This is a genomic window from Nostoc sp., from assembly GCF_041747015.1.
Classification (GTDB): domain Bacteria; phylum Cyanobacteriota; class Cyanobacteriia; order Cyanobacteriales; family Nostocaceae; genus Nostoc.
The window spans coordinates 1-16,914 of the sequence record NZ_JBGTFY010000161.1 but is presented as its reverse complement, the minus strand read 5'-3'; the positions used below and the strand labels follow the sequence as shown (position 1 = coordinate 16,914).

Annotated in this window: 13 protein-coding genes; 10 read left to right on the top strand and 3 right to left on the bottom strand. The window is 42.2% G+C overall.

The window, feature by feature from the left end; genetic code table 11:
• Positions 1–314: 314 nt before the first annotated feature.
• From ACEW80_RS12655 to ACEW80_RS12635, 5 genes are all read left to right on the top strand, one after another.
• Positions 315–1,295, top strand: coding sequence for a LysR substrate-binding domain-containing protein (locus ACEW80_RS12655; protein ID WP_373526908.1), 981 nt, complete (start codon positions 315–317; stop codon positions 1,293–1,295).
• A gap of 131 nt (positions 1,296–1,426) precedes the next feature.
• Positions 1,427–2,746: an efflux RND transporter periplasmic adaptor subunit gene (locus ACEW80_RS12650; RefSeq protein WP_373526907.1), complete on the top strand. Its 1,320-nt coding sequence runs from the start codon at positions 1,427–1,429 to the stop codon at positions 2,744–2,746.
• A gap of 194 nt (positions 2,747–2,940) precedes the next feature.
• On the top strand, positions 2,941–6,117 hold the full coding sequence (locus ACEW80_RS12645; RefSeq protein ID WP_373526906.1) for an efflux RND transporter permease subunit: 3,177 nt from the start codon (positions 2,941–2,943) through the stop codon (positions 6,115–6,117).
• Between the two features lie 77 nt (positions 6,118–6,194).
• Positions 6,195–6,320 (top strand): hypothetical protein, encoded by a 126-nt coding sequence (locus ACEW80_RS12640; RefSeq protein WP_373526905.1) that lies wholly within the window; start codon positions 6,195–6,197, stop codon positions 6,318–6,320.
• Between the two features lie 142 nt (positions 6,321–6,462).
• Positions 6,463–7,656 (top strand): MFS transporter, encoded by a 1,194-nt coding sequence (locus ACEW80_RS12635; protein WP_373526904.1) that lies wholly within the window; start codon positions 6,463–6,465, stop codon positions 7,654–7,656.
• A 104-nt stretch (positions 7,657–7,760) separates the two neighbouring features.
• Here the strand turns inward: ACEW80_RS12635 and ACEW80_RS12630 are convergent, their stop codons facing one another.
• Positions 7,761–9,413: a hypothetical protein gene (locus tag ACEW80_RS12630; protein ID WP_373526903.1), complete on the bottom strand. Its 1,653-nt coding sequence runs from the start codon at positions 9,411–9,413 to the stop codon at positions 7,761–7,763.
• Positions 9,414–9,499: 86 nt separating this feature from the next.
• Here ACEW80_RS12630 and ACEW80_RS12625 point away from each other — a divergent pair, with 86 nt between their 5' ends.
• Positions 9,500–12,748, top strand: a complete 3,249-nt coding sequence (locus ACEW80_RS12625; RefSeq protein WP_373526902.1) for an alpha-mannosidase — start codon at positions 9,500–9,502, stop codon at positions 12,746–12,748.
• A gap of 48 nt (positions 12,749–12,796) precedes the next feature.
• Here the strand turns inward: ACEW80_RS12625 and psbN are convergent, their stop codons facing one another.
• The gene (gene psbN / locus ACEW80_RS12620; RefSeq protein WP_373526901.1) at positions 12,797–12,928 is read right to left on the bottom strand and encodes a photosystem II reaction center protein PsbN; all 132 of its coding nucleotides are present in this window, start codon (positions 12,926–12,928) and stop codon (positions 12,797–12,799) included.
• A gap of 85 nt (positions 12,929–13,013) precedes the next feature.
• Between psbN and psbH the strand changes: the two genes are divergently transcribed.
• The 3 genes from psbH to pth all read left to right on the top strand — a co-directional run bounded on the left by psbH (position 13,014) and on the right by pth (position 14,438).
• Positions 13,014–13,217 carry a photosystem II reaction center phosphoprotein PsbH gene (gene psbH / locus ACEW80_RS12615; protein ID WP_373526900.1) on the top strand — a complete coding sequence of 68 codons (204 nt, stop codon included), beginning with the start codon at positions 13,014–13,016 and terminating at the stop codon, positions 13,215–13,217.
• 156 nt (positions 13,218–13,373) lie between these two features.
• Positions 13,374–13,658, top strand: coding sequence for a TatA/E family twin arginine-targeting protein translocase (locus ACEW80_RS12610; RefSeq protein WP_373526899.1), 285 nt, complete (start codon positions 13,374–13,376; stop codon positions 13,656–13,658).
• 138 nt (positions 13,659–13,796) lie between these two features.
• Positions 13,797–14,438 carry an aminoacyl-tRNA hydrolase gene (pth, locus tag ACEW80_RS12605; protein WP_373526898.1) on the top strand — a complete coding sequence of 214 codons (642 nt, stop codon included), beginning with the start codon at positions 13,797–13,799 and terminating at the stop codon, positions 14,436–14,438.
• 501 nt (positions 14,439–14,939) lie between these two features.
• On the opposite strand, the gene rpsU is transcribed toward pth, so the two are convergent.
• Positions 14,940–15,119: a 30S ribosomal protein S21 gene (gene rpsU / locus ACEW80_RS12600; protein WP_373526946.1), complete on the bottom strand. Its 180-nt coding sequence runs from the start codon at positions 15,117–15,119 to the stop codon at positions 14,940–14,942.
• Positions 15,120–15,933: 814 nt separating this feature from the next.
• Here rpsU and ACEW80_RS12595 point away from each other — a divergent pair.
• Entirely contained in the window at positions 15,934–16,776 is an 843-nt protein-coding gene (locus tag ACEW80_RS12595; RefSeq protein ID WP_373526897.1) for an SPFH domain-containing protein, read from the top strand.
• Positions 16,777–16,914: the final 138 nt, after the last annotated feature.

Here is a 16,914-nt window from a genome sequence, read left to right as displayed (position 1 = left end):
TTTTGTCAAAACTTTTATTAAGAAAGATGTTTATAATGGATAGCTGCGTTCACGGGGGGTTAGGAAGGCTCAATAAGTGCCTAAAATTACAGCCAACTACTTTTCAAATATCCTCTTAACTAAACCGTATTGCCTGACGCGCTTCGCTCATTTGCTGGACTGAAATTTTCAAACTCTACTTTGGCTGTTTGAATCCGTATCGAAAGCATGATTTATACTTTAATCAAACTTACCGATAGAATTAAACTTTTTTTTGCCAAAATGATAAATGTAAGTGATTAAAACTTTGATACCAAGTCTTAGGAATACTATAAATGGCAGGGATGACGCTTGAGCAGCTAAAAATCTTTCTGGCTGTGGCGCAGCACTTGCACTTTACTCGTGCAGCGGAAGAGCTTTATATTACACAACCTGCGGTTAGTGCAGCAATCCACAACTTAGAGCAAGAATACGGTGTGAAACTGTTCCATCGAATTGGTCGCCATATTGAAATTGCTGAGGCTGGTAAATTACTCCAAGTGGAAGCTCAGAAAATTCTCGACCAAGTAACCTTGACTGCAAGGGGATTGCGGGAATTGAACAATCTCCAACGGGGTGAATTGAAATTAGGGTCGAGTTTGACAATTGGTAACTACTGGCTACCAAGTAAGATTAGTGAGTTTAAGAGCCGATATCCAAGTATTAAAATTGACTGTACCTTAGCGAATACGGAAGAGATTTGTGTAGGAACTGCGGCAGGACAGTTTGATTTGGGTTTGGTGGAAGGAGATGTTAAGCCAGTGCTTCAGAGTACTCTAGAATCCGAAATTGTGGGGAGCGATCGCTTACAAATTGTGGTAGGACAAACTCACCCTTGGTTTGAGTGGGGAGAAATTGATTTAACACAACTAACTAAAACCCCTTGGGTGATGCGAGAACCAAGTTCTGGAACCCAGCAAAGGTTTGAAGAAGCTTTACAAAATTGGGGAATCAATCTCAGTGAACTCAATGTTATTTTAGTGTTCAGCAGTGGAGAGATGACAAAAGCCGCAATTGAGAATGGTTTAGGTGCAATTGGAATTTCTGAGTTGATGGTAAAAAAAGAAATACAGCTAGGAACTTTGAGAGCAATTCGAGTTATTGATAATAGAGAGGGCTATGGTGCGATGTCTACGGCTGGCTACACCTACGCAGAGATAATTCGACCTTTTTTGAAACTCAAGCATCGTCAGCGTTTTCAAACTGCTCTCTCCAAGGTTTTTGAAAAAATGTTGACATCAAGCATATTAGATGAATCACATCAACACGTAATATAAGGAATTTGGATGTAATAACATATAATTTGACACAAAATATCATGCTAAATCAGTAATTTAAATATAAATAGACACAATTTTGACTGATTTCCAGTTAATTTGTTTATCTGCCCCCTGCCCCCTTATCAGCCATGACATCCCCTGAGCCAAAAACTGATTTTGAAGATAATCTTCCCCAAACCTCATTTGAACCACCTCCTAGACAAAGGCGATCGCTGTGGTTATTTTTAGCAGCTCTATTATTGTTAGGGGGTGGAGCAACTATAGTTTGGCGTTTGCTCACTCCCCAAAATTCAGCACCTTCAACTGCTAACACTCAACTTCAAGGGGTAAGAGTCAAAATATCGACAGTACAAAGCGGCATAATTGAGGAAAGTTCAGATTTTATTGCTAGCCTAAAATCCCAGCGATCGCTCACGCTCCAACCAAAGATTCCGGGTCAAGTTACCCAGATATTTGTTAAATCGGGAGATCAAGTTACAGAAGGAGCAGCAATTATCCAAGTAGACCCTACAACGCAACAAGCAGCTATAACAAGGGGCAATACTGCGCCTCAGGCATTTTTAGTGCAATTGGAAAATGCCCGCGCTACACTCCAATCTCTGGAAGCAGAACGACCATCCTACGTTGCTAATGTGCAATTATACCAGCAGGACTACGAAAAGTATTCTGCTTTAGCTGAGGAAGGAGCCGTGTCTCGACAGACTAGAAATCAGGTTGCTAATCGGCTCGCCACTGTCAAAACTAATCTTGATGCCATTGATTCTAGGATTCAAGCCCAACGAGCCACCATATTGCAGGCTGAAAAAACCTTGCAGCAAACTAATTTAAATACTCAAAACCAACAAGTCCAGATTCAGGACGGCAAAATCACCGCTCCCTTTGGTGGTACAGTTGGCAACATCCCGGTAAAAGTCGGTGACTTGGTTAATACTTCTACACAATTAGTTACGATCGCCCAAAATCAACCTTTAGAAGTTAACATCTTTGTACCATTACAGCGATCGCCACAATTGCGTAAGGGAATGCCAGTGGAGGTTTTGAACCCACAAGGTCAGAAATTAGATAGAAGTAGGGTATTTTTTATTGCAACTAATGTCAGTAATGAAACACAAGGAATACTGATCAAAGCCCTCTTTAATAACCCTAAAGGTCAGCTAAATGCAGATCAGTTGGTAAGGGCAAGAGTGATCTGGAATCAGCGCCCCGGAGTCTTAATTCCGACAACAGCAGTGACTCGTGTAGCTGGAGAAACTTTTGTCTATGTAGTTGAAACAGAAAAATCTCCCCAAGGTATATCTCAACAAGTAGCTCGGCAAAAACAAGTCAAGCTAGGCGAGAGTAGAGGTAATAATTACCAAGTTATCGAAGGATTACAGTCAGAAGATAAAATTGTGATCTCAGGGTTGCTCAATCTGAGGGATGGGGTGGCGATCGTTCCAGAAGCTTGAAAATGGGGATTGTGGGGCCCCCTCTGGGGATAAGGGGTAATGGGGAAGAGTTTTTTGAATAACCAAATACCTGCTACCCAATACTTTAATGCCTAGTACCTAACACGCAATCCCTAATCCCCAATACAATAAAAACCTAAGACCTAATATTTAATACCTAATACTTAAGACCTAATCCCCAATCCCCAATCCCCATGTTTGTTGATTTCTTTATTAAGCGACCTGTATTTACAAGTGTTTGCGCCATCGTCATTCTGCTGGTGGGAGCCATCAGTATCCCTACACTACCCACAGATCAATATCCAGAGATCAGCCCGACTCAAATTAACGTTAGTGCTAACTATGTCGGCGCTAATGCCGAAGTCGTAGAAAATACCGTTACAACTATCTTAGAGCGGCAGATTAATGGCGTTGAAGGCATGAAGTACATGACTTCAAACAGCAGTAACAACGGCAATAGTACAATTACCGTCACATTTGACGCATCGCGCAACAAAGATATTGCAGCGGTAGATGTGCAGAATCGGATATCGATCGCCGAACCGCTGTTACCAGAAGTTGTGCAGCAAACTGGAGTCACCGTCACTAAGCAATCTAACAACATCCTCTTAGCGATCGGGCTGTACTCAAATAACAAAGAATACGACAACATTTTTTTAAGTAACTACGCTGACCTCTACATAACAGATGCCCTGAAAAGACTCAAGGGTGTGGGTGAGGTGCAGATTTTTGGTGAACGCCGCTATGCAATGCGCTTGTGGCTCAACCCCAACAGCCTTGCTAGCCGTAACCTCACCGCCCAAGATGTGATCGATGCACTCAACGAGCAAAACTTGCAGGTGGGTGCTGGGCAAATCGGACAGCAGCCAACATTACCAGATCAGATGTATCAAATCGATTTGCAAGCTGTTGGTAGACTAAGTGGGGTAGAGGAATTTGCCGACATGGTGATCAACACATCTGAGAATGGCACACTGGTCAAGCTCAGAGATGTGGGTCGGGCGGAGTTGGGAGCAGAAAATTACAGTACTTTCCTGCGATTTAAAGGCAATGAAGGTGTAGGTCTAGGGATATTTCCCAGTCCTGGGAGTAATGCTTTAGACGTTGCTAAGGCAGTGAAAGCGGAAATGATCCGACTGAGGCAAAGTTTTCCGCCAGGATTAGAATATCAAGTGGCGTTTGATACCACACTTTTTATCGAAGCATCTCTAGCAGAAGTAATTAAGACGTTGGTAGAAGCGATCGCTCTTGTCGTCTTAGTAATTTATATCTTCTTACAAGACTGGCGGACTACACTCATTCCGGTGATTGTCGTTCCCCTAACTCTGATTGGTACTTTTGCCTTTATCAAGGTTTTTGGATTTTCGATCAACACCCTGACCATGTTTGGTTTAACTTTGGCAACGGGATTGGTGGTTGATGACGCAATTATCGTCGTTGAAAATATCTCTCGCTTAATTGAAGATGAGGAAATGTCACCCGGACAAGCTGCCTCTGAGTCAATGCGGGAACTGTTCGGGGCAGTAATTGCCACATCCCTAGTGTTAATGGCTGTATTTATACCAGTGGCATTCTTCCCAGGAGCTACAGGACAGATATACAAGCAATTTGCACTAACGATCGCCTTTTCAATGGCAATTTCTACCTTTCTGGCTATTACCCTGACTCCTTCCCTCTCCGCCTTGCTGCTGCGTCCGGGGCAAAGACCACGCGGTTGGTTGGGCTGGATTTTTGGGCGGTTTAACAGGTTTCTGGACTGGATGCGTCAAGAATATGAGCGCGTACTCAAAGGTTTGACACGGATTAAAGCGCTCGTCGTGGGAGTATTTATATTGTTATTGGGGGTGACGGGCTGGCTTTACATCAGCGTACCTACAGCCTTTATCCCTGATGACGACCAAGGTTATTTCATCACCATTATCCAAGGGCCAGAGGGAGTTTCACTCAACTACACGAGCAAAGTCATGGCTCAGGTAGAAAAAGAAATCCTCAAATTGCCGGAAGTCACAGGTACTTTTGCGATCGGGGGCTTTGGTTTTAGTGGTAACTCTGCCAATAGTGGCGCGATTTTTTCGACACTCCAGCCTTGGGACAAGCGTCACGAACCGGGACAGTCAGCACAGGCAATCATTGCCAAGTTGGGGGGAGTGCTAGGGGGAATTCCCGAAGCGAGAATTTTCGCAGTGAATCCGCCATCTATTCAGGGTTTAGGCAGTTTTGGCGGCTTCCAGTTTGAGCTACAAGATAGAAGAGGGAACAGCGGTTTAAATAACCTGCTGCAAGTTATGGGTCAGTTACTCCAGCGCGGAAATCAGACACCAGGATTGCAAGCTGTGTTTAGCACTTTTAGTGCAAATACGCCGCAGATGTTGATTGAAGTAGACCGTAACAAAGCCAAATCCCTGCAAGTTGCAGTAGACGATATCTTTAATACCCTACAGTCTTACTTGGGTTCGCGGTATGTCAACGATTTTAATTTACTACAGCGGACTTACCGGGTTTATGTCCAAGCAGACGCTCGGTTTCGCTCCAACCCGGCGGATATCGGTAAATTATACGTCCGTTCTGCCACTAATCAGATGATTGCTCTGAGCAATTTTGTGAAAATTACTCCTACTACTGGGGCGCAAACGATTAATCATTACAACTTGTTCCGCTCCATTGAAATTAATGGCTCCGCTGCTCCTGGTTATAGTTCCGGTGAAGCAACAACAGCAATGGAGAAACTAGCAAAGCAGGTTTTGCCAGCAAGTATGGGTTATGAATGGTCGGGGATTGTCGCCGAAGAGAAACAGTCCGGTGGTCTAGCGCCTTTAATTTTTGGATTGGGACTTGTCTTCGTGTTTTTGGTGCTGGCTGCTCAGTATGAAAACTATGTTGACCCAATAATTATTATGCTGTCAGTTCCTTTGGCTATTTTAGGGGCGTTGTCAGCGCAGATGTTGCGGGGTTTACCTAACGATGTGTTTTGCCAGGTTGGTTTAGTAATGCTGATTGGTTTGGCAAGTAAAAATGCCATTCTGATTGTAGAATTTGCCAACCAACTGCAAGAGCGGGGTCTTTCAATTACCAAAGCGGCGGTGCAAGCATCACAAGAACGTTTGCGACCGATTCTGATGACTTCCGTCTCCTTTATCTTGGGTGTTTGGCCATTGGTAAATCCCGAAGGAGCCGGAGCAGCTAGTAGAAAATCTCTTGGGACGGCGATCGCTGGTGGGATGATTGTCTCTACTTTCTTAAGTCTGTTTTTTGTCCCAATTTTATATATCGTCATTGGCAACATTCGCCATCGCTTCAGTCCACATCGTCATCAGATTCAAGAGGTAGATGTTAGTCAAGATGGCAAAGTTCCTTCTACTAGCCATCGGTAAGGAGTTAGGAGTTAAAATGTTCTCCTAACTTTTATCTTGTGTATATATTAATAACTGAAACAAAACCAGGTGAATCTATGGCAGCGTTAGCAGGAAAAGTTGTAATTGTTACAGGTGCATCGCGGGGAATTGGACGAGCGATCGCAGTCAACGTCATACACTTCGCGTTCTTGATTATTTATAGACCAATACGGTTTAGTTAAGGAGAATCGGAGGTTGGGTTGAGGCTTTGCGAAACCCAACAAACCTGCCTAAATGTTGGGTTTCGTTCCTCAACCCAACCTACGCAGCTTAAGGTTTTTTGCGCTAACTGAACCGTATTGATTTATAGACAGGATAACTATCATGAATTCACCAGAAGATAACAGCCACTTTGAACGACAGAAACCAATTTATCTAGAGTTAAACTTTCAAATTATTTGTGCAGTTGTACTGATTGCTGTTATCGGAGTTTCCAGCGTGACTCCGGCTTTTCCGCAATTAGCAAAAGATTTAAATATCAATCCAAAAAATTTGGGTTTATTGATTACAGTATTTACATTACCATCTCTGATTTTAGGGCCGATTATTGGTGTCCTTGCCGATAGATGGGGCAGAAAGAGAATTATCGTTCCTTCACTGTTTTTATTTGGCATAGCTGGTACAGCTTGCGCCTTTGCCCGCAATTTTGATTTATTGCTATGGTTACGTTTGCTGCAAGGAATTGGTGCTGCTTCTTTGCTTTCTCTTGGTATCACCTTAATCGGCGATTTGTATACAGGAGACAGACGTACTACCGCAATGGGTTACAATGCCAGTATTAGCAGTATTGGCACCGCAACTTATCCACTGATAGGTGGCGCATTAGCAACAATGGGTTGGTATTATCCCTTTGCGCTTTCCATATTAGCGATTCCATTGGGGTTATTAGTGTTGTTTGTACTTAAAAATCCCGAACCACAAGGCGATCGCAACCTCAAACAGTATTTAAGTAATGCCGTAAAAGTTCTCAAAAATCGTCAGTTATTTGGACTTTTTATTGCCAGTGCAGCTAACTTTGTTTTCCTTTATGGCGCTTACGTCACTTATTTACCACAATTAATTAGCGATACATTTAAAGCACCGCCTACCATAATTGGGTTGCTACTTTCTAGTGTTTCTGTGGCAATTACAATTACATCTTCTCAGTTAGGCAGATTAGCTAGAAGATTTCCAGCTAAGACTTTAATTAGTGCATCTTATATTTTCTATGGTTTAGCAATGTTAATTGTTCCCTTTGTACAAAATCTATGGTTATTATTAATCCCTAGTACAATTTTTGGCATTGGGCTTGGCATTGGTTTTCCTAGCATCCAAACACTTTTAGCAGATTTAGCACCAAGAGAATATTTAGCGACGATTATATCAGTAAACGGTACATTTTTTGGATTAGGGCAAACTTTAGGGCCGTTATTGATGGGCTATGCCTTTGGTTTTGGCGGAATTAATAGCGTGTTTTATGTAGCGGCGGGTTTTGCAATTATTGTCTTTTTTGTGTTTAGGTATTGTACTTGTTTATGAGCCTTGTCTCATATAGTAAGTGTTGCTCATGTAATCTAACTTGCTTAATTACGAATTACGTTAGCGCAGCGTTAGCGACGTAGGAGCGTCATTACGAATTAGTACTATTTCCTCTGCCATAGCTGCCGCAACGACTGAAAAATATTTACAAATCTCTCTTCTAGCCAGAGCATAACATAATCAAGCCATTCCAGAAGTTGCTCTAAGGGGTGTTTCTCATAACCAGTTGAAGTTGCTTTAGTTTCTATCCAATCTGGCTGTACCTCAACTTCACTGCTTTGGTGAAATTGTTGCTGCAAAATTTCCCCTTTGTAATTATCGCTTTTACTTTGGGAAATACGGGCTTGGGTTTTTTTTATAGAAGCGACTTTTCCCGATATTTTTTGACTTGAGGTAACATTACTAGTTGGTTGTTTCTTTCGTACTAAGCCAGAGCCAACTTTAGATTGTTTTACAGTCAAATTATTTTGTGAAAAATGTCCTACTGGTAAACTTGAGGCTAAAGCAGAATTTATAGTTTGAGAAGGTGCAACTGGCTTGTCAGCAACGGTTTCGGTGCTACCAAATAAATCATTCCATGTTAACCAAGGATCATCTTTTAAATCCTGGTTCTCGAACTGACGGCTTTTGGACAAAACTTTTCTAATGCGTGGTGATAATAGTTTACCTGGCAATCTATCAGCAGTGGTTGTTGGCTCAAGTGTTTTTCTACTCCCAACACCAAAAAAGTAATTAAGCGCCTCCTCAATCAAAGCCTGAAAATTCAGTGTATGAGTTTCTAAACTATTAGTATTGGTTGCAATTTCTCCCGTACCAGCTAATTGCTCTTTGCCATAAAGAAATATATTTAACTGAGTTTGGGCAACTTTGACAATTTCCTGGCTACGTTCTTGCACAGGTACTAAAGCATTTGATTCCAACTTAGCAACAGCTACATCTAGAAATGCTAATAATTTATCTGTATGAAGTAAATCTTTCGGTATCCCCTCGGCTAAAACTGGAATTTTGACTGTATTTGCGTCAGTCAGTTTTGCTAATAACCTGTCAATTTGTGGTAATAGCTCCGTTTCTTTTTTCGCTGCAATCAACCTCCAAAACTGCCAGTACTTAGCAACTTCGTTAATAATTTGATCTTCTAATTTTGCCTGCTGCTGGGGTGTCAAAATATCTAAAATTTCATTGTCGGCAGTAACAAGTACCAAATTACGATTCATCAAATTTGTGGCAATTCCCCTTACCACTGGAAGATGCTGCTGGAGGGCATTTTCTAGCTGTGAGGGATTGAGACTTCCCGCTTTATTCTTTGTAATAGTTAAGGATTGAGGAAAAGTAGCGTTATTTTTAGAGTTGTTATAAACAAATTTCAGCCCAAAAACTCCCAAGAGAACCAAGGGGTTGAAAGGTTCAGATACTTTTGCAGGAATAGAAGCGGCTTCATCAGATGATAGATAATAAACAGCCTCAAGTACATTTTGAATGGGGCTATCAACAGTTAGAAAAGTTTCAGGTGGAAAATCGGGATCATTTGGTTGTAACTTTAGGCTAGGTTGTGGTTCTTTGGTGTATAGCGTTTTCCCAGATATTTCCGATGACTGAAACAGTAGATACACTGGATAAAGTAGTATCTCCACACCCCATTTAGTGGCAACTTGCAAATGTCGGAAGGTGTGTTCCCACCGTTGTGTCACCCGTCGAGATTGATGTTGAACAAAGTTAAATAGTCTGCTTTGATAATGACCAGAGGAACCAGAAGACATAGTAGTAATTTTTTAGTTTAAGTCTTGTTGAGTTATTAGACTCCGCCAAACAATAAAAACGACCAACACCTCATTTTAGCGAAAATATGACCCCGACTGTCTCTCAATCCGATGCCAAATTCATCTTACAAGAAGCGATTGAGCAACTGCGCTCTTACTGTCAAATTAATCTTCAGTCTACCTGGCTATACCAGGAATCTGACCTGATTATTACTGATGTTGTAGCTGGTGATTCGTCTCATTGGCAACCTGTTCAGTTAAATGCTAAAGAACATATCACTTGGACAGGTGGGAAAAAAGTTCTATGGCTAGTGCAAAGATTGGTGGTTCCCCAAGATTTACAGGGTTATCCTTTATCTGGGTTATCTTTACGGCTGGCGCTAGTTTGGTGGGCGGATTCGGCTGAGATTTATGTAAATGGGGAGTTGGTGCTGGAGGGTGATTTATTTGATTGTTCGCCTAGAGTGCTTGTCAGTCAGGGGGTGACGCCAGGGGAAGAGTTTATTGTGGCTTTGCGGTTAGTGAGTCCGGGACATTGTGATGGTGCTTTAGTGCGATCGCTCCTAGTTTATGAGTCTATTGATAATAATAATCCCGATCCGGGTTTTGTGGCTGATGAGTTAGCTGTGGTGCAACTTTATTTGGAAAAATTTGCGCCGGAGAAGCTGGATGTTTTGGCGGCGATGGTGGGGGAGGTTACGAACCACAAAGGCGCAGAGGAGAAGGGAGAGTTAGTAAGATCGTTTTTATCTTTACGCCAAAACCTAATTCAATCGGACATCTTAGCCCCCCTTGTGAAGGGGGGTTGGGGGGATCAAAAATCTAAAATTTTCCTGTTGGGTCATGCTCACTTAGATTTAGCATGGCTATGGACTGTGAGTGAAACCTGGAATGCGGCACAAAAAACTTTTGAGTCGGTTCTAAAGTTGCAAGAAGATTTTCCTGAGCTAATTTTCTGTCATTCGACTCCCGCACTTTATGCTTGGATTGAAGAACATCGCCCGGATTTGTTTAAGGCAATTCAAACGCAGGTAGCTACTGGACGTTGGGAAGTTATTGGCGGGATGTGGGTAGAACCGGAACTCAACCTAATTGCTGGTGAATCAATAGTCCGTCAACTATTGTATGGTCAACGCTACATCCAGGAAAAATTTGGCCAGCTTTCAACTGTGGTGTGGGTTCCAGATTCTTTTGGTTTCTGTGCAACTTTACCGCAGTTTTTCGCTAATGCTGGAATTGAGTATTTTGTCACCCAGAAGTTGCGGTGGAATGATACTACTAAATTTGATTATGGGGCTTTTTGGTGGCGATCGCCTGACGGCAGTGAAGTCTTTAGTTTGATGTCTGCACCCATCGGTGAAAGCATTGACCCAGTTAAAATGGCATCCTATGCTCTTGAATGGCAATCCCAAACTGGGTTGCTAGAATCCCTTTGGCTTCCCGGTGTCGGCGACCACGGCGGCGGCCCCACTCGTGATATGTTAGAAACCGCCCAACGCTGGCAAAAGTCGCCTTTCTTCCCAAATTTAGAATTTACGACGGCTGAAAAATATTTACAGCAAATTAAATCAGGAGTCAGAAGTCAGGAGTCAGAAGTCAGCAGTTATTATTCCCCTCCATCCCCCTCATTCCCTACTTGGAATGACGAACTATACCTCGAATTCCATCGAGGTTGCTATACTACCCACGCAGATCAAAAAGGCTGGAATCGTCGTTGTGAAATTTTATTGTATCAAGCCGAACTATTTGCTACCTTGGCAAACATCAGTTGTGGCGTGACATATCCCAAAGCCGAAATCGAAGCAGCTTGGAAGCAGGTGTTATTTCAACAGTTTCACGATATTTTACCTGGTTCTTCAATTAGCCAAGTTTATCTGGATGCACTACCGCAATGGCAGCAAGTAGAACAAGTAGGAACGAAGATATTACAGTCATCACTTTTAGCGATCGCATCTCACATTACTCTATCAGAACCACCAAAATCTGATAGTTTGCCTATTTTCGTTTTCAATTCTCTCAATTGGCAGCGTTCTGAGGTAGTCTCTATAGCCTTACCCACGCCAGCAACAGCTACCCAGCAATGGCAGATTTACGATGCTTCTGGAAAACAGCTGACCTCCCAATTATTTGCACAATCAACGCTACTATTTCTCGCCACCGAAATTCCACCAGTAGGCTACCGCATATTTTGGCTTTCCCCCTCATCCCCTACATCTGTCATATCTCCTCCACTTCTTCCAAGCTGGATTTTAGAAAATGAATTCCTGCGAGTTGTTATAGATCCTGATACTGGAGATTTATCAAGTGTTTTTGACAAAACTTATCAACGGGAAGTTTTGAGTGGGGCGGGAAATCAACTACAAGCTTTTAAAGACAGTGGTCAATATTGGGATGCTTGGAATATTGATCCCAATTATGCTGATCATCCCTTACCCTCAACAAATCTTCAATCTATTCAGTGGCTAGAACAAGGTACAGTGCAAAGTCGTGTGCGCGTGGTGCGTCAGTTGGGTGAATCGGAATTCTGCCAAGACTATATTCTCCAAGCTGGCTCACCTCTGCTGAATATTGCCACCACCGTCAATTGGCAAGAAAATCATGTATTAGTGAAAGCTGCTTTTCCTCTAAATATCGAAGCAGACTTTGCTACCTATGAAATTCCCTGTGGCGCGATTCGCCGTTCAACTAAACCCCAAACCCCCGCAGAACAAGCAAAATGGGAAGTCCCCGCCTTACGTTGGGCTGATTTAACTGGGGAGATAAAGGAGGGTTTATATGGTGTCAGTTTGCTGAATGATTCTAAATATGGTTATGACAGCAAACCAAATCAACTCCGCCTGACATTGCTACGAAGTTCTACTTGGCCAGATATAGACGCTGACCGAGGCTTTCACGAATTTACATATACATTGTATCCCCACGGCGATCGCTGGGAATCAGCCCAGACGGTACGACGTGGCTATGAATTGAATACACCTTTACAAGTGATAGTCAACTCACTCACTACTTACAACTGGACACGGGCTAAAGGCTCCGCTACCGCTAACAGCACTGTTGACAGGGCGAGTTTCCTGAATTTATCAGCTGAAAATTTAATCTTGATGGCCTTGAAACTATCGGAAGATGATCCGCAACAGTTGATTTTGCGGTGTTATGAATGTCACGGAGATACAGCCAAGCTATCTTTACAAAGTGATTTAGGGTTGAGTCTAGGAGACACGGTAGATTTGTTAGAGCGTTCCTCAACTACTGAATTCTCATCTGGGCAACAAATCTTGACGATACCACCCTGGAAAATCGCCAGTTTCAAGGTGATACCAGCGACTAATCCTTAGCTGGGATCAGCATCTTGTAGAAACGCGATTAATTGCGTCTCTACTCTTTTAGTCTTCATGGTCATCATAGGGATCGTTCAATTGCTTGCTAGGAGGGCCAAAGGAGGTATAAATCGACAGTACGGTGATGCCAACCACCATGACAGCCACAGAAATGCTAAGAACTATTGCGGGTTCCATAATTGAGGTATAGATTATGAGTGCTATTCTTATAGAATATTACAGAAGATTAAAAAAAGCTTTGGCAAGTAATCTTAGGTGAACTATGGCGCAAAGGACTTGGTTGGGAGATATCCTGAAACCCCTGAATTCTGAGTATGGGAAGGTGTCTCCAGGTTGGGGTACTACCCCTGTAATGGCTGTTTTTATTTTGCTATTTTTCGTGTTTCTGCTGATTATTCTGCAACTTTACAATAAATCACTGTTGATTCAGGATGTACTTGTCGATTGGCGGACTGTAGGGCGTTAACGGATACAGAGCTATCAAGTTTGGATAACAAGTTAAGTTACACCCGGCTCGTCCGGGTTTTTTTGTCAATGGTCAGTGCACACTAACTATTGAGTAGACTAGATAATATGTGAATTTTTGTAGTGTAATGGTTTTAGAGTTTATAGGAGACAAAAAATGAATATATTTGGTATCGGTCTGCCGGAAATGGGTGTAATTATGGTAGTAGCATTGTTAATCTTTGGCCCAAAGAAACTGCCAGAGATTGGTCGGAGTGTGGGCAAAACAATTCGTAGTTTCCAAGAAGCTTCCAAGGATTTTCAAAACGAGTTTCAAAAAGAAGTAGAACAGTTAGAAGAAACTGTAAAGACTACTGCTGAATTGGAACCTAAGCAAATCGAGTCTGCTGAATCTGAACATGATACCGCTAGCTCTTCCCAACCTAGTAGTCTGACAAGCTAAGTTTGCTGGGTTTGTAGTGAGCGCTTTAGCACTCAAATCAAGGACTAAAGTCCTGACTACAAACTTATTCACTCATCAAGGTTGTTTTGGCAGACTACTAGCTAAAAGAGTGCTGCATATAGATTTATTTTAGGCAAAATGACAGAAGGTGTTACGCAACCAGCTTTGGTGATTCCCCAGCTAATTGTCGGGTTGGGGAATCCAGAAAGCAAATACGACCAAACACGCCATAATATCGGCTTTGCTGCTGTGGAAACTCTCTCCCGTTCTTGGCGCATTCCCTTCGCGGAAAATCGCAAGTTTCAGGGAGAGTATGGCGAGGGTATGGCATCAGGTGGAGGTAAGATTCGCTTGCTAAAACCGTTGACTTATATGAATCGCTCAGGACAAGCAATCCAAGCGGTGACAAGTTGGTATAAATTGCCGCCTGAGTCGGTGCTGGTAATTTATGACGATATGGATTTGCCTTTAGGAAAGACTCGTTTGCGCTTGTCTGGTTCGGCTGGGGGACATAACGGCATGAAAAGCGCCATCGCACATCTTAGCAGCCAAAACTTTCCCCGGTTGCGAATCGGTATTGGTAAACCCAAAGATGCAGCTAATAACGATGATTCAGATACTATATCCCATGTGCTGGGGCGATTTTCTGTTGCGGAAAATCAGCTGATGTCTCTTGTACTTCAGTTCGTAGTTGAGTGTATAGAACTAAGCCTTAAGCAGGGAGTAGAAAAGGCGATGAATCTTTGTAATAGCCGCACCATTAATAATTCTGAGTCTTAAGAAGGCATGAATACTGCCCTATGAAGAAGGGAAAGGGGAAAGGGAACCCCATATTTTAAAATAGGGGTAACAAAAATCTGGACGCTGATTTTTCTCTCTACGAGACGCTAAGAGCGAACGCACTACGTGTCTTAAAAATCTTCTTTATTCTCCATATTTAAAAATAGGCGATGCACTGAGCTTGCCGAAGTGGGCTTTATACCGTATGGGGAAAAGTTTTAACTTTAATTCCTTTACCCCTTCCCCCTTCCCTTTTTCCCCTTTTTGGTAAGCTTGGCAAAAGCACTTATTTTGGTTGATGGGCAGCGATTTTATCTTGTTCCATCCAACCAAAATAACACCTCTGACACACTCCGCGCATAGGGAAGATGACTCATCTATACCCTAATTGGGGTGTGGGTACATCTTGCTTAATTTTTGTAAAAATAATGGCAATGTCTACACGCTGTTGCCTGTTTAAGGTTATTAAATAAAGCAACGCTAGTTCCAAACCACATGGGTTTATTTAAAAGTTCTTTTGCGTCTAGCTGCCACTGCCTTACGTTTGCGTTTTTCTATCGGTGTTTCAAAGTGCCGATGATACCTTACGTCGGCTAATATACCAGCATTGGAAACCTGGCGTTTAAACCGACGCAAAGCTGAGTCTATTCCTTCGTTCTCTCCTAGAAGCACCTGAGTCATTCTTGCTTTTTCCTCATTATCAATAGTTTCCATTGTAATATCAGCCTCAAACTTAGTAAAATCCCCCTGAGCTAAAGTTAGATTAAGAGGTTAATCGTCCAGTTGAGGCGGGTTATGTGTGCTTCTGAGTTGTAAAATTGGCACTTAGCTACAAGTTAATCTAAGTGTCCCAATGCACTCTCAGCGGCAGTAGAGAATATGGAAAAATTATAATACTAAATTTTCATAATTGTACTATTAACTGGCGAAAAATATAGTCTTGGCTACTACCAGAAATGAGAAAATACTATTATATTTACATATTTTAAAAGTTTATCCTGCCCTCATTTAGTAATTTATATCCAGATGCTAATGCTGCTAAAAATAATTCCGATATTATAACGAACGTGAACAATTAAGCGGTAATCTACAGATTAGTTTTTATGAGAAAATAAGGTGCGTTTGGCCTGGATCGTAGTGGGGTTTTTAAATCCCTGCTAAATTTTACATTTATTTGGACAAAAAGAAGTGAATATACTGAATTAAAACCTCGACCGTCTGCAGGTGTCAGTACAAGTAATTTTGATTACATCAAGTAGTCCTTGCCAGCGTGTTATCAAGGTGCTTTAATAGCGATGTCTGACGACAAGAAGCAAAGCTTCTACGCATTCTGCAAAACAGTTCTACTTATAGAATATGTACAAGACGCGCAGCGACTCGACATTAGAACTGGTGTTCATAAAATTACAGACTCAAAACATTAAACTCAAAGATATGACAAGCTATTAGCATATCCTTGACACTAAATTCTCCCCAAAGCTGAATAGGAGTATATATGGAGCCAATCATTTTTATAGTTTTAGTGCTTATAGGTTATGCCTTAGGTTCTGCAAAACTGATTAATCAAGGTAATGAAGCCTTAGTTGAGCGCTTGGGTCGGTATCATCGGAAACTTAAGCCTGGACTTAACTTTATTGTTCCTTTTGTCGATCAGATTGTGATGGAAGATACTACGCGAGAGCAAATTTTAGACATCAAGCCTCAGAATGTGATCACCAAAGATAACATTAACCTGGAAGTCGATGGTGTTGTGTACTGGCGCCTTAGAGATATTGAGAAAAGCTTTTACGCTATTGAAGATCTCCAAGCAGCGCTGATAAACCTGACTACAACCACGCTCCGAGAAATCATTGCCCAGAACACCCTTGAGCAGACCAATGTCTCTAGAGCAGAGATGCACTCAGCGATCGCAGATCAGTTAAATGATGTAACGACGGATTGGGGAGCTGAGATTGTCCGGTTGGATCTTCAGAATATTACACTACCTGAGAGTGTGCGAAAGTCAAGAGAAGAGGAGCAAGCTGCTGAAATCAAAAAACGGGCGCTGATTACCGAAGCAGAAGGGCAGAAGGAAGCTGCTATTCGGAAAGCAGAAGGAACTATGAAATCAGTGGAGATAATTTCTCAAGCATTACGTTCCAATCCCGAAAGTAGGGGCATTCTGCGGTATCTTGTAGCTCAAGATTATGTAGATGCCAGCCAAAAACTTAGTGAGAGCAATAATGCCAAAATTGTCTTTGTAGACCCAGCTAACTCAACTGAAATGTTTCAGGAGTTGATAGCCGAGTCCATAACTCAAGAAGGTAACGGTAAAAAACCCGAAAATGGCAATACTTAGGGGTTGCTGAATAAAAGTGTAAGGTAGTCCAGATAAGGGGTTCAAGCCTTTTTCCACCAAGCAAGTGCAAAGTTATAACATCTAGAGGCTCAAAATCCTTGCACAATCATTAGCGATCGCTAGGTAAATTTAAAAACT